Source organism: Acidovorax temperans, from assembly GCF_006716905.1.
Classification (GTDB): domain Bacteria; phylum Pseudomonadota; class Gammaproteobacteria; order Burkholderiales; family Burkholderiaceae_C; genus Acidovorax; species Acidovorax temperans.
Window position 1 is genome coordinate 83,301 of the sequence record NZ_VFPV01000005.1, and the last position, 18,015, is coordinate 101,315.

Annotated in this window: 20 protein-coding genes; 11 read left to right on the forward strand and 9 right to left on the reverse strand. The window is 64.4% G+C overall.

Features of this window, described 5'->3' with window-relative positions; all coding sequences use genetic code 11:
• The first annotated feature begins 5 nt into the window (after positions 1-5).
• The 8 genes from BDD18_RS21315 (at position 6) to BDD18_RS21350 (ending at position 6,254) form a co-directional block, all read left to right on the forward strand.
• Positions 6-911 carry a 3-hydroxyacyl-CoA dehydrogenase gene (locus tag BDD18_RS21315; RefSeq protein ID WP_142085802.1) on the forward strand — a complete coding sequence of 302 codons (906 nt, stop codon included), beginning with the start codon at positions 6-8 and terminating at the stop codon, positions 909-911.
• A complete protein-coding gene (locus BDD18_RS21320; RefSeq protein WP_063460659.1) occupies positions 908-2,083 on the forward strand; it encodes a thiolase family protein in 1,176 nt (391 codons plus the stop codon). The genes BDD18_RS21315 and BDD18_RS21320 overlap by 4 nt, the downstream gene beginning before the upstream one ends.
• Complete coding sequence (locus BDD18_RS21325) at positions 2,080-2,613, forward strand: carboxymuconolactone decarboxylase family protein (RefSeq protein ID WP_242421851.1); 534 nt, start codon at positions 2,080-2,082, stop codon at positions 2,611-2,613. Before BDD18_RS21320 ends, BDD18_RS21325 begins: the two co-directional genes overlap by 4 nt.
• Positions 2,610-3,158, forward strand: a complete 549-nt coding sequence (locus tag BDD18_RS21330; protein ID WP_060987168.1) for a glutathione peroxidase — start codon at positions 2,610-2,612, stop codon at positions 3,156-3,158. Before BDD18_RS21325 ends, BDD18_RS21330 begins: the two co-directional genes overlap by 4 nt.
• Positions 3,145-4,341: an MFS transporter gene (locus tag BDD18_RS21335; protein ID WP_242421850.1), complete on the forward strand. Its 1,197-nt coding sequence runs from the start codon at positions 3,145-3,147 to the stop codon at positions 4,339-4,341. Before BDD18_RS21330 ends, BDD18_RS21335 begins: the two co-directional genes overlap by 14 nt.
• A 67-nt stretch (positions 4,342-4,408) precedes the next feature.
• A complete protein-coding gene (locus BDD18_RS21340) occupies positions 4,409-4,987 on the forward strand; it encodes a glutathione S-transferase family protein (protein WP_063460924.1) in 579 nt (192 codons plus the stop codon).
• A gap of 60 nt (positions 4,988-5,047) precedes the next feature.
• Entirely contained in the window at positions 5,048-5,824 is a 777-nt protein-coding gene (locus tag BDD18_RS21345; protein ID WP_060987167.1) for an SDR family oxidoreductase, read from the forward strand.
• Between the two features lies 1 nt (position 5,825).
• Positions 5,826-6,254 (forward strand): dihydroneopterin aldolase, encoded by a 429-nt coding sequence (locus tag BDD18_RS21350; protein ID WP_060987166.1) that lies wholly within the window; start codon positions 5,826-5,828, stop codon positions 6,252-6,254.
• Here BDD18_RS21350 and BDD18_RS21355 read toward each other — a convergent pair.
• From BDD18_RS21355 to BDD18_RS21390, 8 genes are all read right to left on the reverse strand, one after another.
• On the reverse strand, positions 6,248-7,468 hold the full coding sequence (locus tag BDD18_RS21355; protein ID WP_063460656.1) for an MFS transporter: 1,221 nt from the start codon (positions 7,466-7,468) through the stop codon (positions 6,248-6,250). The genes BDD18_RS21350 and BDD18_RS21355 overlap by 7 nt on opposite strands.
• 55 nt (positions 7,469-7,523) lie before the next feature.
• Complete coding sequence (locus tag BDD18_RS21360; RefSeq protein WP_063460655.1) at positions 7,524-8,360, reverse strand: SDR family NAD(P)-dependent oxidoreductase; 837 nt, start codon at positions 8,358-8,360, stop codon at positions 7,524-7,526.
• A complete protein-coding gene (locus BDD18_RS21365) occupies positions 8,357-8,782 on the reverse strand; it encodes a hypothetical protein (protein WP_063460654.1) in 426 nt (141 codons plus the stop codon). The genes BDD18_RS21360 and BDD18_RS21365 overlap by 4 nt, the downstream gene beginning before the upstream one ends.
• A gap of 259 nt (positions 8,783-9,041) precedes the next feature.
• Positions 9,042-9,392, reverse strand: a complete 351-nt coding sequence (locus BDD18_RS21370; RefSeq protein WP_060987163.1) for a nuclear transport factor 2 family protein — start codon at positions 9,390-9,392, stop codon at positions 9,042-9,044.
• Positions 9,393-9,407: 15 nt separating this feature from the next.
• Positions 9,408-10,439 (reverse strand): hypothetical protein, encoded by a 1,032-nt coding sequence (locus BDD18_RS21375; RefSeq protein ID WP_060987162.1) that lies wholly within the window; start codon positions 10,437-10,439, stop codon positions 9,408-9,410.
• 20 nt (positions 10,440-10,459) lie between these two features.
• Positions 10,460-11,749, reverse strand: a complete 1,290-nt coding sequence (locus tag BDD18_RS21380) for a cytochrome P450 (RefSeq protein ID WP_060987161.1) — start codon at positions 11,747-11,749, stop codon at positions 10,460-10,462.
• 47 nt (positions 11,750-11,796) lie between these two features.
• Positions 11,797-13,374 carry a phytoene desaturase family protein gene (locus BDD18_RS21385; RefSeq protein WP_060987160.1) on the reverse strand — a complete coding sequence of 526 codons (1,578 nt, stop codon included), beginning with the start codon at positions 13,372-13,374 and terminating at the stop codon, positions 11,797-11,799.
• Between the two features lie 29 nt (positions 13,375-13,403).
• Positions 13,404-14,129 (reverse strand): TetR/AcrR family transcriptional regulator, encoded by a 726-nt coding sequence (locus BDD18_RS21390; protein ID WP_158603247.1) that lies wholly within the window; start codon positions 14,127-14,129, stop codon positions 13,404-13,406.
• Between the two features lie 337 nt (positions 14,130-14,466).
• Between BDD18_RS21390 and BDD18_RS21395 the strand changes: the two genes are divergently transcribed.
• The 3 genes from BDD18_RS21395 to BDD18_RS21405 are packed head-to-tail and all read left to right on the forward strand — an operon-like array spanning position 14,467 to position 17,525.
• Positions 14,467-15,738: a cytochrome P450 gene (locus BDD18_RS21395; RefSeq protein WP_063460652.1), complete on the forward strand. Its 1,272-nt coding sequence runs from the start codon at positions 14,467-14,469 to the stop codon at positions 15,736-15,738.
• Between the two features lie 10 nt (positions 15,739-15,748).
• The gene (locus BDD18_RS21400) at positions 15,749-16,735 is read left to right on the forward strand and encodes a Bug family tripartite tricarboxylate transporter substrate binding protein (protein WP_157891323.1); all 987 of its coding nucleotides are present in this window, start codon (positions 15,749-15,751) and stop codon (positions 16,733-16,735) included.
• A gap of 10 nt (positions 16,736-16,745) precedes the next feature.
• The gene (locus BDD18_RS21405; RefSeq protein WP_142085806.1) at positions 16,746-17,525 is read left to right on the forward strand and encodes an SDR family oxidoreductase; all 780 of its coding nucleotides are present in this window, start codon (positions 16,746-16,748) and stop codon (positions 17,523-17,525) included.
• Here BDD18_RS21405 and BDD18_RS21410 read toward each other — a convergent pair.
• Positions 17,522-17,935, reverse strand: coding sequence for a VOC family protein (locus tag BDD18_RS21410; protein WP_063460922.1), 414 nt, complete (start codon positions 17,933-17,935; stop codon positions 17,522-17,524). The two genes, BDD18_RS21405 and BDD18_RS21410, sit on opposite strands and share 4 nt — an antisense overlap.
• Between the last annotated feature and the right edge of the window lie 80 nt (positions 17,936-18,015).

Below are 18,015 nucleotides of genomic sequence, written 5' to 3' on the forward strand. Positions count from 1 at the left end.
AGTACATGAGCATTACGCAAAACAAGGTGGTCGTCGCCGGTGGCGGCCTGATGGGAACCGGCATCGCCCATGCCTTCGCCAGCTCCGGCTTCGTCACCGTGCTGGTGGACAGCAACGAAGCTGCGGCCGCCAAGGCACTTTCCGCCGTGGCCAAGATCCTGGACGACGGGGTTCGCCTCGGCAAGCTCGATGCGGCGGTGGCCGATGCGGCGAAATCCAGGCTTACGACGCAAGCCGATCTCGCTGCCGCATCCGCGGGGGCTGCACTGCTGGTCGAGACCGTCACCGAGAACATCGCGGTGAAGAAGCAGGTGGTGGCCACGTCCGCCGCCCACATGCTGCCCGACGCCATCATCGCCACGAACACCTCCGCGCTGAGCGTGACCGAGATCGCCACGGCCGTGCCCCAGCCTGAACGGGTGGTGGGCATGCACTTCTTCAACCCGGTGCACAAGATGAAGCTGGTCGAGCTGGTGCGCGGCATCGCCACCAGCGACGAGACCGTGGCCAGAACCCGCGAATACAGCGACGCGCTGGGCAAGACGTCGATCATCGTCAACGAGTCCCCGGGCCTGACCACCAGCCGGATGTCGGCCATGCTGGGCAACGAGGCGATGTGGATGCTGCAGGAGGGCGTGGCCACTGCCGAGGACATCGACACAGCGCTGCGCATGGGCTTCAACCATCCGATGGGGCCCCTCGAACTCGGAGACCTGACCGGATGGGATACCCGGCTGTCGGTGCTTCGTTACCTGCACTCGACGCTGGGCGACAAGTTCCGTCCCTGCCCTCTGATAATCAAGATGGTGGCCTCCGGCCGCCATGGGCGCAAGACCGGCGCGGGCGTGTACCAGTACGACGAAAAAGGCCAGCGCATTCCTGGCTCCGGCCTGAAAGCGAGCGTTCTGTGAGTCGCCCGGATGTGGTGATCGTCGGCGCGGTTCGCACGCCCGTCGGAAAATTCAAAGGCAGCCTGGCGCCCGTGCGCGCCGATCACCTGGGTGCCGTCGTCCTGGACGAGCTCATTACCCGTTCGGGGCTTGAGCCGGAATTGGTGGACGACGTCATCTTCGGCTGCGTCACCCAGGTCGGTGAGCAGTCGGCCAATATCGCGCGCACGTCACTGCTAGGGGCCGGCTGGCCCTGCACGATTCCTGGCCTGACGATCGACCGCAAATGCGGTTCGGGTGAAGAGGCCGTGCACGTGGCCGCGGGCCTGATTGCGTTCGGGTCGGCCGAGGTGGTCGTGGCCGGCGGTGCCGAGAACATGAGCCGGGTGCCCATGGGCAGCAACCGCAGCATCCATGGGGAGGCCTTTGGCTGGATGGTCGCCGAGCGCTACGAAATGACGAGCCAGGGTGAAGCGGCCGAGCGCTTGTGCGACCAGTGGGAGCTGGGCCGGGAAGACCTCGATGCGTTCGCCGTGGAAAGCCATCGGCGCGCTTGCGCGGCTGCCTCTGCCGGCCATTTCGAGAAAGAAATCGTGCCGGTGCCCGTGATGCAGGTGCGCGAGAAGGGCGCAGAGGGCGAGGCGCACTTGTTCTCCGCGGACGAAACGATCCGTCCCGGTACGGCCGTCGAGAAGCTGGCGACCCTCAAAACCAGCTTCCGCGCGGACGGTCGCCTGACTGCCGGGAACTCTTCGCAGATCTCGGATGGGGCGGCGGGTTTGCTGCTGATGTCTTCGGTCAAGGCCCGGTCGCTGGGCCTCAAGCCCCGCGCGCGCATTCTCGCCATGACCACGGTGGGCTCCGATCCCACGCTGATGCTGACCGGGCCGGTCGCGGCCACCCGCAAAGTGCTGGCGCAGGCGGGGCTCACACTGGACGACATCGACCTCTTCGAGATCAACGAGGCGTTTGCCTCGGTTCCCCTGGTCTGGATGAAAGAGCTGGGCGTGTCTTCCGAGCGTTTGAACGTCAACGGCGGTGCCATCGCGCTGGGGCACCCCTTGGGGGCGAGCGGAGCGCGCATCATGACGTCGATGCTGCACGAGCTGGAGCGTCGGGGCGGACGTTATGCGCTGCAGGCGATCTGCTGCGCCGGCGGCATGGGGACCGCCACCCTCATCGAGCGGCTGTGACCGTGGCGCGCCTGCCGCTGGTGCCGCTGGCCGATTTTCCGGCGCAACTGCGCGAGGCCGTGCGGCGGGGCGTCGAGACACGCATGCTCAGTTCCACCGTGCCGGTGCAGGTCTGGGCCCACCGGCCGCAGGCCGCGCTGGCATGGCTGGCGCTGCTGGACCAGTTCCACAGCCGCGGCGTGCTGGACGGGCGGCTGCGGGAACTGGTGCGGCTGCGCATCGCCAGCATCACGCAGTGCCAAGCCTGCCAGCTGGCGCGCAAGAGCGACCGCGTGGACGCGCAAGACCTGGAAGCCCTCAATTGCCAGCAGATCGGCAGCGCCCACTTTTCGCCCGCCGAGCGGGCCGCGCTGGCGTATGCCGAGCTGTTCGCAGCCGATGCGCATGCCATTGGAGAAGGGCATTTCACAGCGTTGGCCGAGCACTTTTCGACCGCCGAGAGCGTTGAACTGCAGATGTTCTGCGCTTTGATGCTGGCGGGCGGCCGCATGACTTTGGTTCAACAAGCCTACCAGGAGGTATCACCGTGAGCACATCGATCTTCGACATTCCCCTTCAGGCCCTGAACGGCTCCGATACGAGCCTCGCCCCCTTCAAGGGACAGGTGATGCTGGTCGTCAACGTGGCTTCCCAATGCGGGCTGACCCCGCAGTACGCCGGCCTGCAGTCCCTGTACGACCGCTTTCGCGACCGTGGCCTGCACGTGCTGGGATTTCCCTGCAACGATTTTGCGGGCCAGGAGCCGGGAAGCGAGGACGAGATCCGCGACTTCTGCGACACCAACTACCGCGTGAGCTTTCCGCTTTTCACCAAATTGCGGATCAACAGTGAGCCCAGACACCCGCTCTATGCCGCCCTGATCGCTGCGCAGCCTCATGCCGTCGCGTCCGGCGATCCACGGCTGCGCGACACCTTGTCCAAGCATCAACTGCTGCCCAAGGCAGATACCGATGTGATGTGGAATTTCGAGAAATTCCTGATTGGCCGTGATGGGGCCGTGGTGGCCCGTTTCGCTCCCGACGTGGCACCCGATGATGCAAGGCTGATCGCGGCCATCGAGGATGCCCTCGGTTGATTCCATGGCGCGCAGCGGGCGTTTCAGTTTCGGATGGACGCTGCTGACGCTGGTCGCCGCGCAGGTCGGATTGCATGGCTGCCTCAACGGCATGCGCATGACCGTCCCCTTGTTGGCGGTGAGCGAATCGCGGGGCCCTGCCGTGATCGGGTTGTTGATGGCGCTGTTTGCCGCCTTCCCCTTTGTGCTCGCCATTCCTGCCGGGCGCCTGGTGGATCGTCGGGGGTACCACCTGGGAACGCGCATTGGTGCCTTGCTGGCGCTGGCGGGGGCCGCTCTTGCCGCTTCGGCGTCCCATGTCTGGGCTCTGGGAGGCGCCGCGGCCCTGGTGGGGGCGGGCTCTGCGGTGGGCATGATTTCACTGCAGCGCACGGCAGGCCGGCTGGCCCGGGGCGAGGCGGAACGCCTGCGGATCTTCAGCTGGGTGGCACTCGCGCCGTCCATCGCGACTTTCATGGGCCCGGTCCTGGCGGGCATGCTGATCGACCATGTGAGCTATCGCGCGGCTTTCGTCGGACTGGCTCTGCTGCCTCTGGGGACGCTGCTCGCCACCACCCGAGTCCCTGCCGAGGCGCCTCGGGCGCCCGCGAAACGGACCGATACTCCCCCGAAGGCTTGGGACCTGCTGGGCGACCGCGATCTTCGGCGACTGTTCTTCATCAATTGGCTGATTGCCGCCTGCTGGGATGCACACGCTTTTGCGTTGCCGATCCTGGGTCACGAGCGGGGCTTGAGCGCATCGGCCATCGGCACGGTGCTGGCCAGCTACGCCGTCACCTCAGCGGCCGTGCGGCTGGCGATCCCCTTTTTGGCGGAGCGTCTCCAGCCCCGGTGGGTGATGACCGGTGCGCTGACCTTGACGGCATCGGTTTTCCTGCTCTATCCCTGGTTGGACAGCACGTGGGCCATGGCGGCTTGCGCCGGCACCATAGGCCTGGGACTGGGGGCCATCCAGCCCGCTGTCATGTCCAGCCTGCACACCTTTGCACCGCCGGAGCGCCAAGGCGAGGCCCTTGGCCTGCGGTCCACCGTCATCCATTTCTCCACCTTGGTGATGCCCTTGGGTTTTGGCGCCGCCGGCGCCGCGCTGGGTGTTGCCCCGGTGTTCTGGATGACCGGTGCGGCGCTCTCCGCGGGTGCCTGGGCTGCTTTTGGGTTGCCGACCCAGGCCAGGCACGACTGATAAAGAACGATGACGCGGTTTTGCACGGGCGTCGATCACATCGCCTATCTCGCTACAAGGACACATGATGCTGAAGCTGTATCACGCACCCGGCTCCAATTCGGCGCGCATTCTGTGGCTGCTGGAGGAATTGGGCATGGAACGGGAGGTCGTGGTGGTGAAATACCCGCGCAACGATGGCAGTGAAGCCGATCCGCGCAATCCGCACCCGCATGGGTTCACGCCCGCGCTGGAGCACGATGGCCACTTGGTATCCGAGACGGCTGCCATTGCGCTTTACCTGACCGATCTGCATCCCGAGGCCGAGGTCGGCGTGCCGGCGGGGCATGCGTTGCGTGGAGCCTATCTCACCTGGCTCTTCTATCAGGTGGGTTTGACCGAACCCCTGGTCTACATGGAGGGGAAGGGCCTGCTGGCGCAGGATCCGGCGATGCGCGGCCTGAATCAATCAATGATGCAGCACATCCGGCACACGCTGTCACGCGGCCCCTACCTGCTCGGGCAGCGTTTCACCGCTGCGGACATCCTGTTCATGAGCTTGTTCGAGACTGCGCGCCCGCTGCTGGGCGGCTGCCCGGTCATCGAGGCCTATCTGGCCCGCGCCGATCGCCCTGCGCGGCGCCGGTCCTTGGCGCTGGATCGCTGAGCCGCGGTACGGCGGCCCGCCGCTTTTCTGCCTGGTATTTTTTATTGAGAGCCTGAACCGATGTCCCGTTCTGTCGTGCTTGTTACCGGCGGTGCTCGCCGCATTGGACGCGTGATCGCGCTTGATCTGGCTGCGGCTGGATGGAACGTGGCGATCACCTACCGGCACTCGTCGGAGGAAGCTCAGGACACGCTCAGGGAACTGCGCCGCAGTGAAGGACAAGCGGAAGCGCTCTACGCCGACTTGAGCGATGAGACCGGTTGCCGAGCGCTGGTGCCCGAGGTGGTGAGGCGATTCGGCCGCATCGATGCCGTGGTGAACAATGCGTCCGTTTTCGAGTACGACAACGCCGAGACCTGCGGATTGGCGGCGATGGAGCTTCACTGGAAGGCCAACACCGCGCCCGCCATCTTGCTGGCGCAGGCCTTATACCAGCATCTGCTGGATACCGGGAGGACAGGGTGCGTGGTGAATCTGCTCGACCAGAAGCTGTGGAACCCGAACCCTGACTATTTTTCCTACACCCTGTCCAAGGCGGCGCTGGAAGCAGCCACAAAAATGTTGGCCATGGCCATGGCGCCGCGCTTGCGCGTAGGAGGTGTGGCCCCGGGGCTCGCCCTGCTGTCCGGGCCGATGAACGAGCGGGAGTTCGAGTTGGGCCAACGGCTCAATCCGCTGGGGCGAAGCTCCCCGCCGGAGGATATCGCCGACGCGGTCCGCTTCCTGCTGACATTCCCGGCTTCGACAGGCTCCACCATCCTTGTCGATGGAGGCCAGCACCTGACTCGCCAGCCGCGCGACGTGATGTTCCTGGCACGCGAGATGGGAGCCCGCTGAAATGTCCAACACCCTTCTGACTCCTGCATTGGCGCGGTGTCGCCGCCTTTTCCTGCGCAACCATGTGGTGGACATCAACATCGGGGCGCATGCCTTCGAGCAGGGTCATCCGCAGCGTGTGCGTATCAATGTGGATCTGTACGTTCCCCTGGCGTGCAGCACACCGGTGGATGACGATCTGGGGGAGGTCGTGGACTACGATTTCGTGCGTGAGGCGGTTCGGGAGCGCGTGGGCCGCGGGCATATACAGCTTCAGGAGACGCTGGCGGATGATCTGCTGCGCGCGCTGCTCGCGCATCCCCAGGTACTGGCAGCACGCGTCTCGACCGAGAAACCCGATGTCTACCCCGACTGCGAAGCGGTCGGCGTCGAGGTGTTTGCATTCAAGGACGGCGTGACTGCTGGCACCCTGGGGCCGCAAGCTCAGTGACGGGCGCGCTCTTCCAGGCTGGCGCCACGGGTCCACAGCAGTAGCAGCAGGCTGGCAATCGCCGATGCCGCCAGGGATGCACCCACCGAGGTGCGTTCCGCGATGGTGCCCCACAGAATGGCCCCCGCCGCGCTGCCGCCCATGATGCTCATCTGGTAGATCGCCATGCCCCTTGCGCGCAAGGTGGCCGGCAATGCCAATTGCGCGCACATGGTGAGCGTGTTGGCCACACACAGCCAGACCGCACCGGACAGGGCGAGCGCTGGCGCGAGCGTCCACGCGCTGGGCGCCCAAACTGCGCCCAGCGTGGCCAGCGCGTGCAGCCACACGCCCCCATCGATGATCCGGTTGCGCGCCGCCAGTGCCGGGAGGCGGGGCAGGGCCATGGCGGCGAGCACGGCCCCCGCGCCCATGGAGGCCAGCAGGGTGGTGTAGGTGGTTTCGTTGGCGCCGATGTCCTTGGCGACCAGGGGCAGCAAGGCCACCAGCGCTACGGCCTGGGTGAAGAAGATGAAAGCGCGGAACAGCACCGCCCGCAGTATGGGAGAGGTCCGGGCATGGCTCACGCCATCGCGCATGGCCTGCAGCAGGCGCGGGCGTTCGGCGGAGGGAACATGGGGGGCAATGGGAGCACGCCAGATCAGTACGCCGGCCAATATGGACAGCACGGCGTTGAGTGCGAACACCATCGCCGTTCCCTGCCAGGCCAGGACGATGCCCGCGACGATAGGGCCCAGCACCCGCGTCAGGTTGATGGCCAGGGCGTTGAGGGTCAGGGCAGAGGCAAGCAGGCGCCGCTCCACCAGGTCCGGCACTAGGGCCGAGAACACCGGAAACCGCAACGCCAGTCCAACGCCATTGAGCAGGCACAGCAGCAACAGCGTTCCTGGGGTCAGGGCATCGATGCCTGCGAGCACCGCCAGCACGGCCGCCACAACGGCGATCCAGGCTTGCGCCACGGCGAGGAAACGCCTGCGGTTGAGCAGGTCGGCCAGCGCGCCGCTGGCCAGGCCCAGCACGAACAGCGGCAAGGTGCCGGCCGCCTGTACCCAGGCCACCCACGCGGGACTGTCGGTGAGCTGGGCCATGCGCCAGGCGGCGGTTACCTCGTGCATCCACATGGTCATGTTGCCGGACAGCCAGGCCAGCCACAGGTAACGGAAGCCCGACCCTCGGAACGGGGCGAGCAGCGAGTCGGCGGGGGTGTGTGGCATCAGGCCGATTTGTCCAACGCCTTGCGCCAGCCGCTATGGAAGAGGTTCACGTGGTTCAACTGCTCTTCCTGGACTTGGCCATATCGACGAGGTCGGCCATGGTCGGGTTGTGCGCCAGCATGCCGCCGTCGGCGATGTACGTCTGCCCGTTGATGTAGCGCGCCTCGCCTGAGGCCAGGAAACACACCAGCGCTGCGATGTCCTCGGGCTCGCCGAACTCGGGCACCAGCAGGTGGCGCTGCATTACGTCGATCACGCTCGCGGCCGCGCCACGCGTGCCGGGAGTGAGCACCAGGCCGGGCGCGACGGCATTGCAGCGCACGCCCTGGGCGCCATGGTGGGTGGCAATCTGGCGGGTCAGGCCGATGATGGCTGCCTTCGACACGCTGTAGGCCATGCGCGTGATGTCACCCGAGAAGCCGCCGGTCGACGCGGTGTTCACGATCGCGCCACCGCCTTGGGCGATCATGGTCGGCAGCGCGTACTTGCAACCCGCCAGGTAGCCGCGCAGGTTCACGGCCATGACCTGATCCCAGACCTCGAATTCGATGTCGATGGCGTTCTTGTCCTTGGCATGGATGGCCGGAGAACTCAATGCGGCATTGTTATGCAGCACGTCCAGTCGCCCGAAGCGCTCGACCGTGCCCTGAACGAGTCGCTCGATGCTTCGCACGTCTGCGGCGTCGAAGACCTGCGCACTGGCACGTGGGCCCAGCTCCGAAGCCAGCGCTGCGGCCCGTTCGGCGTTGACGTCGGCCACGACCACGGTGGCGCCTTCGGCGACGAGGCGACGGCAGGTGGCCTCGCCGATGCCGGAAGCGCCACCGGTGACGATGGCAACCTGGTCCTTGAAGCGGCCCACGTGGGGGCCGGGAAGCGCGGGCTTGCTCATGGGGTGTCCTGCGACGGGGTGGCGGCGAAGCCGCGGAACTGTTCCAGGTTCACGACGGCATCCTCCGGAGGCTTGAGGAAGTAGCGCACGTGCAGGCTGCCGGGACCGAACCGGTAGGTCTCGATGCTCTCGATCACCTGGTTCGTGCCGAGGATGCAGTTGCGGTGGTGCACAGCGGCCTCGTTGCCGTTGATGATGGTGCTCACGACCTCTAGGCGGAACTGGTGGTTGTGCTTGTCGTACATCTCTTCGATGACGAGCCAACCATCGGCCTGCTGCGTGCGGCCCACGTATTCGATGTCGAGGAGGTCTGGGGCCGCTTCGCGGTACAGGGCCAGCAGGCCGGCCTTGTCGTGGTTGTTCCAGCAGCGAACCTGGCCGCTCATGAAGCGCTTGATCTGTTCTGAAGGGATCTGATGCATGGTGATTTATCTTTGTGAAGGCAGCACTCATGTCGGCAGCCCATGGAAACGGGATGAGATCGCAATGATTTCCGGGATCTGCAGTTTCGGCAGAGCACTTTCGCTATAGGCCCAGCGGGCAACCGTCACGCGCGGCTAACGGTCTGCCTCGCAGGGGCTCAAGCACCGGCTGTGGAGTTGCTCGTTCAGCGATGGTGGCAGAGCTGCGGAGCGCGCTTGCCAAGGCTTTCGGGTCGGGTGCAGGGCATCTTTCACTGCTTCAAGGCTGGTGAATGAAATAGCGCACGGTCAGCCTGCCATTGTCGAAGTGGTATAGCTCGATGGTCTCGATGGTCAGCGAATTGCCCCGCACCTTGTTCCGGTTGTGGCATGCGACCTCGCTCCCATTGATGATCAGGGCCACTTCTTCGATCTCGATCTTGGAATTTTGCTGCGCCCACATGCCTTCCAGGATCGTCCAGCCTTCGGCCGCAGGACCTCGACCGACATACTCGATTTGTAGGCTCTCGGGCGCTACGGAGCGGTAGGCAGCGAAGAAGCCTTCCTTGTCGCCGGCGTTCCAGGCCCGCACCTGGGCGTGCAGGAAGTGTTCGATGGTGGTTTTGTCCATGACATGGTCTCCAGTTCAGATTTCGGTGCCACGGACGTTGCGTGCCGTGCCATTGCGCTTGTCGCTTTCGCCCCAGGCCATCCAGCGGTCGGGCTCGCGCGTATCGCCTACCCGGCGCCATCGCCCTTCCTGCTGGGCTGTGATGGGAAAACCGCCCACGAAGTCGAGCATCCGGCCTTTGGGGTCGGGCAGGAACTCCCATTCCTCTTTGCCTTCCAGGATGATGCGCGCGTCCTCGGCGAACCAGCCGTCCTTTTCATGGCGTACCGTGCCTTCGATATCCGTGGTGCAGCGAACTTCGCCCTTTTCGTTCTGGACAATGGCGTAGCCCAGTTTGTCGTGGCCGACCAGGAAGGAGCCGACATCCCAGCTCCCGTCCTTGTAGATCGTGGCAAAGTTCCACCAGATGACATGCATCTTGTTGTTGACGACCAGGTCCTTGTGCATGTGGATGGCGCCGCCTTCCGCCATCCAGGCCTGGTCCAGGGAAATCATGCCCTTGACCTTTCTGCCCTCGCAGGTGCCCTGCACGTCGTAGAGCTGTGCGACGTAGAAGGTGCCCCAGTCCACCCCGGGCAAATACCACTGCATGCCATTGCCGATGAGTTGGCCGGTGAGGTCGAGCAAGCCTTCTTCCCGCCAACTGAACCCGGTGCCAGAGGCGGTCAGCCGCCAGGGCTGACCGGGATCCTCTGGATGGCTGGACCACCAGGCGGTGTCGCCATCGAGCCCGCGTGCGGGAAACAGGGTGAGCGCTCTGGGGGCGATCTTTTCCTTGTCGATGCGGATGTTCTGGCCATCCAGGCGGGTGCTCTGGTAGATGAACTTGGTGGGGTTGGGCGTGCTGTCCGGCGCGTTGAGAGCCCGCACCACCGAGTAGATGTGGCCTTCATCGTCGCGCACGCTGCCAAACGGCATGTGCTTGGTGAGCTTGAGGCCGAAGTGGTCGCGCAGATCAGCCAGCCTGGCGCCGCTGACCTTTTGCGGGCCGACCAGGCATTGGTAGGCGAAGTCGGAGCGCTCGGGGATCGTATCGAAGGTTCGCATGATCGGAGGGGCCTTCCTGATCAATCCCAGATGACGTGCACGCTCTTGGCCCCGCGCAGATGGGCGCCTTCGATTTTGGGCGCGGGTTGCTCGGGGTCGAGCCGCACGTTGGGCATGAGGTCCAGAATCCCGTTGATCGCGCAGTTCAGTTCGAGCTTGGCCACGAACTGGCCAATGCACATGTGCGGGCCAAAGCCGAAGCCGAACGACGGCTTCTGGCGTCGATCGATGTCGAACACGTCGGGATTCTCGAAGGCGCTTTCGTCGCGGTTGGCCGAGGCGACCATGCACTGGACGAAGGAGCCCTTGGGGATCGTCACGTCACCGATCTGTACGTCGGCGGAAGTCTCGCGCACCTTGAACGTGGAGGAGGGCTCGAAACGCACGGCTTCGTCGATCAGCTTGGGCACCAGATTGCGGTCGTTGCGCACGCGGTCGAGCAGGCCGGGGATGGTCAGCAGGAACGTCATCGCCGCACTGAAGGTTCGTGTGGTGGTCTCACCGGCAGCGGGCAGCAGCGAGCGGGCGAAGGTCGCGACCTCGTGGTCGTCGAGCTTGTGGCCCTCGTATTCGGCGTTCATCAGGCGGGTAATGAGGTCATCGCCCGTTGCACCTTCGGCGCGGCGCCGCTGGACCTGCTCCATGAGCGCGTCGTACAGGCTCTTGACCGCAATGGCGGCGACTCGGCGGCCTTCCTCGGCCTTGGCTTTGTCAAGCTGGTTGGCCGCCAGCATCGATAGCGCCCAGACTGCATATTGGTTGTACTGATCGGGGTTGTCTTCCGGGAAGCCTACGAGGGCATACATGGCACGCACCGGAAAGTTCAGGCCCATTTCCATGAGGTCGGCTTTCTTGTCGGGCAGCAGAGGCATGATGAAATCCTCGCGCGCGACGCGGTCGATCTTCGGGCGCCACTTGTTCACGTTCTCCGGCATGAACGCCGGCTGCAGCAGGGCGCGCACCTTGCGGTGGGCCTCGCCGTCCATGCCCAGGATCATCAGGCCATCCCACACCTTGCCCATGCCTTCGAGGATGAATCCGCTGGTGAAGGTGTTGGCGTCTTTGAGCACATTCATCACGTCTTGATACTGGAACACGGCGTAGGTCGGACGGGTCTGCAACCCGGCGTTGGTCGGAACCCCAAGGAACTTGGCAATGAAGTCGCCTTCGTAGACGCGTGTGGTCTTGCGCATCTCGCGGCAGGCGGCATACAGGTCGTCCGTTTTGCCGCGATAGAGGTCGGACACGCTGGCATAGGCCGCTTCGAGCTTCTGGGCGTTCTCGGTGGTGGTTTTGGTCGTGGTATTCATGGAGCGTCTCCTTTAGGGATGGATATGGGAAAGTGGGGATAACGGACTTACTTCAGATAGCGTTTCACGCGGCCAGCGGCTATGCGGCCCGGCAGCCCATTGATGCCACCGCCGGGATGGATGCCGGCGCCGCCGAAGAACAGCCCCTTCACCGGCAACGTGTCGCCGCCGAGCCCGAAGGCCGGCCGCATGAGCCCTGTGCGCGAGGCACCGGTGTCGATGTGCACCACGCAGCCGTTGGGAACATTCAGCCGACTGGCGAAGTCGGGTGCTGCTTCGGCGCGGCGGCCAATCTCCTGTGACTTGAGCCCTGGCAGGTACGCGTCCGTTTGGTCGATGACCATTTGTGTCACCGGGGCACGGATGGCATCCCATCCTTCGCGTGGTTCGAGGGGCATGGCGATCGGATACAGGTAGGCGATGTCCTGGCCTTCGGGGGCCTGCGTGGGGTCCACGGCACTCGGTGCCGTGGCCCACAGATAGGGCAGTCGGGAGACATCGCCACGCGCTGCGCATTTGAAGTTGTCGAGCACCGCTTCCACGGTGCCGATCAGCAGCACGCTCTTGCGAAGACTCAGTCCGTCGGCGCGCAAGGCTTCGTGGCGGCTGGCGCGAACCTGGCCGCGAAGTGCGACGTCGATCTTCATGGGCGAGCCGCCGTGGGCATTGGCTGGCGCCAGATCGACCCGCGTCAGGTAGCGGCGTTCTATGGCGCCAGGTGTCACCATATTCAGGGCAATCTTGGGGTGCACCGCCGCGACAACGCTGCGTGACTCGAGCACTTCGCCGCTGGCAAGCCGGACGCCCTGGGTTTGACCGCCACGGGCCACGATCTCAGCAGCAGGAGCATTGAGCCGAATCTCGCCCCCCAGTTCCGTCAGGCGGGCCGCCAGGGCGTCAGACAGAGTCTGCATGCCTCCCACGGCGCGGCCCAGGCCGAAGCGCTGGATGAAACCCAGCAGCGCGAAATAGACCCCGGTACCCTCGCCTGTGATAGGGCCGGCGGCACCCAGCAGGCAGCACAGGGCGGATTGCGTGACCGGGTGCTCGAACCGTTCCATGATGGAGGTGTAGGCGGGGCTTTTCATCAAGCCCATGAGTTCCGGCCTGAGGTGCCGGTTCTTGATCAGCACCTTGAGCGCCTGCCATTTCGCTCCTAGGTTCATCTGCGCGGGATCGACCCGCATCATGGGGATCGCCAAGTCGATGAAGGTGTTTACCAGTTGCATCAGGGCCAGGAACTCCGTGGCGTCTGCCGTGCTGAAACGGCGGATCTCAGCGGCGGTCTGCTCCGCGCTGCGGCCGAATACGAGTGAGTTGCCATCCGGATGCAGATAGACATAGCCAGGCTCCATTTCGGTCTGACGAAAGCCGTGGCGCTCCAACTGGAGCTCCTGCGGCATCATGGGATGCACGCGCAGAGACATCAGATCGAGGGCGCAGGGGTGCACCAGATGATTTGGGGCTTCGGGTATCAGATAGCCGGAGGAGGCCATGCCACCGACCTTGCCGAGGGATTCGACGACGATGACCTTGCGGCCCTCGGCGGCGAGATAGCAGGCGCTGGCCAGCCCGTTGTGGCCTGCGCCGATGACGATGGCGTCATAGAGAGGTGTAGTGCTCATACAGATTTCTGGAAAAGAAGAGGGCGGGCTTAGGCGGGCGCGACTGGCTTCCACCAATGCAAGTGTTCGGACGCATCCTGGAGCCGCTGCCAGGCGATGGCCACGGCGATCCTGGCCGCCGGGAGCTTCATGCCCAGGCCGAGCAGGATCATGACCACGGTCTCGCGGATGCAGGCCCCATTGAGCTGTCCCGTACGGGAGATGCGCCGAGCCCCTTCGACACTGGTGCCTATCACCAGATCGAAGGCGGCCTCGATCGAGTCGAACTGGAAGACGCCTTGCTCGCGTCCATAGTTCAGGCTGCGGAAAGCCAATTGGCGGCGCGGATCGTCGCCGTTGATGCGATCGACCAAGTCCGCATGCGAAACTATGGCGCCGTGGGCAGGATCCATCGCCGCACGGGCCAGCGCCATTAACGGGCCCGTGGCGAGCATCACTGCGCCGTCATCCAGGGGCTCGAACAGGCGTTCGAAACTCTGCAGCATTTCGCTCGCTGTGGTGCGGCCGATCTCCGCAAGAACTTCGTCCAGCGTGTCGAAGTATTTATAGAAAGTGCCGCGGGAGACATTGGCCGCACGGATCACGTCATCGATCACGGGGCGGCGTTTTCCCGCGCTCTTGCGGTAGGCGTCCATGGTGGCCGCAATCAGGCGTTCGCGCATGCGCTCGCGCCGCTCCCGCGCCACCCGCCGGCGGTGATCACCCAAGGGATGTTGATCCTTTATTGGGTCGATCGGAGGCAGATGCGCGTCCATGATCGGGCGGCCTACAGCGCATTCATCGAGGTATTGGCCATCCGAGAGGGTTCTGTCAACCTGCCTCGCCGCTCCGGCCACACGGCCAGTGCTTTCGCCGACTCCTTGGGCCTTTGGACGGCGAGCCTCAGAGAGAGGCGGGCTTGAGGAATGGTTGCTCATGAAATAATTGAACACTTTTTTTGATTGTGATCATATGTTGATCGAAGTGACATAGGTGTTTACTATGTGCCTTCACGGGTTTACGAGTTATTTGATATGTGTTAAATGATGCACAATTCGAAAAAATGTCTATAAATCACCGAGCGCGATGCAAAGTTTGCGAAGGAAACCTGCGATGACCAGCACCAGAACTTCATCCCTCGAACGGGCATTTGCGGGGGTCGCGGACAACTACCGCGGATCCGACGTCGATCTCCATGCGGTCTACGCCGCCATGCGCCGAAATTCCCCCGTGGTGGCGGAAAACTTCATGGCCGGGCTCGGTGTGCCCAATATCGCGGGCCAAGATGCGAACCGTCCGACGTTCACGGTCTTCAAGTACCGTGACGTGATGGCGGTGCTTCGGGATCCGACCCGCTTTACCAGTGGCTTCATCGCGGAAGGCCTGGGCGCTTTTTTTGACGGCTTGATCCTGACAGGGATGGACGGAGAGGAGCACCGCCGGGCACGGGCACTGCTGCAACCGGTCTTCATGCCCGACGTGGTCACCCGGTGGAAGCCTAAGATGGACGCCATCATTCGCGATGAATACCTGCTGCCGCTGGTAGCCTGCAAGCGCGCTGACCTGATGGACTTCGCGCTGCACTTTCCCATCCGACTGATCTATTCGCTGATCGGTTTTCCGGAAAATGATCCAGAGCGCATCCACCAGGTCGCCGCCTGGGCCCTGGCCATCCTCGCGGGACCCCAGGTCGACCCGGAAAAGGCAGCCCGGGCGCGCGGAGCGGCCATGGAGGCCGCCAAGATGCTCTATGACGCAGTCAAGGAAGCGGTGGTTCAGGTGCGGGCCGAAGGCGCGACGGGGGAGGATTTGATCAGCAGGCTGATTCGCGCTGAGTACGAGGGCCGCCAGTTGGACGACCATGAGATCTCGACCTTCGTGCGCTCGCTGCTGCCGGCCGCCGGTGAGACCACCACGCGCACCTTCGGGTCGCTGCTGGTATTGCTGCTGGAGCGGCCGGAACTGCTCGAGCGTGTGCGGAATGATCGCGCGCTGGTCGGCAAGGCGATCGACGAAGCGGTTCGGTTCGAGCCCGTCGCGACATTCAAGGTGCGCCAGGCGGCTGAGGATCTGGAGATCGGTGGCGCGCAGATCCCGAAGGGCGCGATGGTGCAGGCGATCGTGATGTCGGCCAATCGTGATGAGGAGGCCTTCGAGCAGGCCGATCGGTTCGACATCGACCGCAAGCCCAAGCCCTCGTTCGGCTTTGGCTTCGGTCCGCACATGTGCATCGGCCAGTTCATCGCCAAGACCGAGATGCAGGTGGCGCTCAATGCCGTGCTGGATCTATTGCCCAACCTGCGGCTGGACCCTGCGAGGCCCGCTCCCCGGATCTCCGGGGCCCAGTTGCGTGGCCCCCATGAAGTGCACGTGGTGTGGGACTGAAGGAGTTCCCATGAAGAACCCGTTCCAGATGTCTCGTCGCCGTTGGCTGCTCGTGAGTGCGGCCGGCATTGCTTCCAATCCGCTTGCTGCCCAGGATGCCTTTCCTCGCCGGCCCGTGAACCTGGTGGTACCTTTTCCGCCTGGAGGCCTTGCCGACAGCGTGGCGCGGCAGTTCGCGCCGTCGCTGGAGCGGGTGCTTGGCCAGCCCGTGGTGGTTCAGAACCGCGCGGGCGCGGCCGGTGCGATCGGCGCGGCCGCCGTCGCCAGCGCCAAGCCTGACGGCTATTCGATCCTCTTCACGCTGTCGAGCTTGTCAACCTTGCCTGAGCAAGCCCAAGTCAACCAGCAAAAGCCGGCATTCCTGCTGAGCCAGCTCAAGCCGGTGGCGCGCATCAGCACCGATCCGCTCGCTATCGTGGTGAGGGCCGATAGCCCTCTGCAAACCTTGAGCGACCTGATGGTCCGTGCGCGTTCGCGGCCCGGCGAGATGAGCTATGGCTCGTCAGGGAACTATGGCACCGTGCACATTCCGGTGGAGATCTTTGCCCATGAGGCCGGGCTCAAGCTCAACCACATCCCCTATGCGGGAGGCGCGCCCCTGATGGTGGGGCTGCTTGGCGGCCAGGTCGATTTCACGATGTTGCCGCGTTCCTTGATCGCTTCCCATGTCCGGGCGGGTAAGCTGCGCGTCCTGGCCACCGTGGGGGCGGAGGCGTGGCCACAGTTCCCGTCCGCTCCAAGCACCGAGGCCTCGGGACTGAACGTGGGCGTGCTGCCGTGGACGGGGGCTTTCGTACCGTTTGACGTGTCACCGACCGTGATGGAGCGGTTGCAGTCGGCGTTTCGCATCGCCGCCGAGAATCCCGAATTCAAGCAAGCGTTGCTCAAGGCAGAGGGAACTCCCGCTTACCTCGACGCGGACGAGTTCCGGGCATTCTGGAGTCAGGACGCTGCACGCATGAACCAGGCGGTTCGGCGCATGGGCAAGCTCGAATAGGAAGTGACCGATGGATCTGGGCATCGCTGGCCGCAAGGCCATCATTTGCGCTTCTTCGAGAGGACTCGGGAAGGCATGCGCCTTGGCGCTCGCGCGGGAAGGCTGCATGGTGGTCATCAATGGCCGCAATGCGCAGGCGCTGCATGCAGCCGCTGCGGAGATCGCGGCGGTGTCGGGCCAGCCTCCGGTCGCCGTCATGGGGGATGTCGGCACCGATGCGGGGCGCGCCGCGCTGCTGGCCGCCTGTCCGTCCCCTGACATCTTGGTGACCAACAACGGCGGGCCAGCGCCAGGCGAAGCCGGGCAATGGGACCACGCAACGTGGATCGCGGCCGTCGAGAGCAACATGCTCAGCGGCATTTTGCTGATCCAGGCGGTGGTGCCCGGGATGCGGGAGCGCCGCTTCGGGCGCATCGTCAACATCACGTCGGCCATGGTGAAATCGCCGAAGCTGATGCTCGGACTCTCGACGGCCTCGCGAGCGGGCCTGACCGCCTTCTCGAAGGCCATGTCCAACGAGGTGGTGCGGGACAACGTCACCATCAACAACCTGCTGCCCGAACGCATCGAGACCGACCGCATCGCATACATGACTGGGCAACTGGCCCAGCGCAGGCAGATTTCCCAAGAGCAAGCCCGCGCGGAGTTGCTCAAACCGGTCGCTGCCAGGCGGTTTGGGCGACCTGAGGAGTTCGCGGATGCTTGCGCTTTCCTGTGCTCGGCCCAGGCGGGCTACATCAGTGGCCAGAATCTGCAGGTCGACGGCGGCAGCTATGAAGGCCTGATCTAGCGGCGGCTGCTGGAAAGTGTTTTCCAGTCTTTGGGCGGGGCTTCGGTTTCGGCGAAGTCCAGTTCGACTTCAACGCCATTGGGATCGGAGAAAAACAGTTGCCATGTCCTGACCGATCCTGGCGCACGGATGAGTCGCAGCCCCACATTGTGCGAACGCAAGGTGGCGGCGGTCTCCTGCAATCCCTCGGCCCAATAGGCCATGTGATCGAGCGCGCCACGACGGGGCATAGGCATTCGATCCACAGCGACCACATGCAGGATGGGCTGATTCCCCGCATAGAGCCATAACCCCGGAATCGGAAATGGAGGGCGCGGGCCCTCGCGCATGCCGAGCAGATCCACGTAGAAAGCCCGCGTCGCCTCCAACTGATCCGTCACGATGGTGAAGTGGTCTGGGCGCTTGATCATGATGCTTCCCTTTCGCATGCGGGCCGTCTGGCGGGACGCGGGGAGATGGGCGTGCAGTGCACGAAGCGGTGGCGAGTTGG

Coding starts and splice junctions, on each gene's coding strand:
- BDD18_RS21385 (WP_060987160.1), bottom strand. CDS start 13,374: ATGAGCACTACACCTCTCTATGACGCCATCGTCATCGGCGCAGGCCAC.
- BDD18_RS21360 (WP_063460655.1), bottom strand. CDS start 8,360: ATGAGCAAGCCCGCGCTTCCCGGCCCCCACGTGGGCCGCTTCAAGGAC.
- BDD18_RS21395 (WP_063460652.1), top strand. CDS start 14,467: ATGACCAGCACCAGAACTTCATCCCTCGAACGGGCATTTGCGGGGGTC.
- BDD18_RS21390 (WP_158603247.1), bottom strand. CDS start 14,129: ATGGACGCGCATCTGCCTCCGATCGACCCAATAAAGGATCAACATCCC.
- BDD18_RS21405 (WP_142085806.1), top strand. CDS start 16,746: ATGGATCTGGGCATCGCTGGCCGCAAGGCCATCATTTGCGCTTCTTCG.
- BDD18_RS21410 (WP_063460922.1), bottom strand. CDS start 17,935: ATGATCAAGCGCCCAGACCACTTCACCATCGTGACGGATCAGTTGGAG.
- BDD18_RS21400 (WP_157891323.1), top strand. CDS start 15,749: ATGAAGAACCCGTTCCAGATGTCTCGTCGCCGTTGGCTGCTCGTGAGT.
- BDD18_RS21340 (WP_063460924.1), top strand. CDS start 4,409: ATGCTGAAGCTGTATCACGCACCCGGCTCCAATTCGGCGCGCATTCTG.
- BDD18_RS21365 (WP_063460654.1), bottom strand. CDS start 8,782: ATGCATCAGATCCCTTCAGAACAGATCAAGCGCTTCATGAGCGGCCAG.
- BDD18_RS21370 (WP_060987163.1), bottom strand. CDS start 9,392: ATGGACAAAACCACCATCGAACACTTCCTGCACGCCCAGGTGCGGGCC.
- BDD18_RS21315 (WP_142085802.1), top strand. CDS start 6: ATGAGCATTACGCAAAACAAGGTGGTCGTCGCCGGTGGCGGCCTGATG.
- BDD18_RS21350 (WP_060987166.1), top strand. CDS start 5,826: ATGTCCAACACCCTTCTGACTCCTGCATTGGCGCGGTGTCGCCGCCTT.
- BDD18_RS21345 (WP_060987167.1), top strand. CDS start 5,048: ATGTCCCGTTCTGTCGTGCTTGTTACCGGCGGTGCTCGCCGCATTGGA.
- BDD18_RS21380 (WP_060987161.1), bottom strand. CDS start 11,749: ATGAATACCACGACCAAAACCACCACCGAGAACGCCCAGAAGCTCGAA.
- BDD18_RS21375 (WP_060987162.1), bottom strand. CDS start 10,439: ATGCGAACCTTCGATACGATCCCCGAGCGCTCCGACTTCGCCTACCAA.
- BDD18_RS21355 (WP_063460656.1), bottom strand. CDS start 7,468: ATGCCACACACCCCCGCCGACTCGCTGCTCGCCCCGTTCCGAGGGTCG.
- BDD18_RS21335 (WP_242421850.1), top strand. CDS start 3,145: ATGCCCTCGGTTGATTCCATGGCGCGCAGCGGGCGTTTCAGTTTCGGA.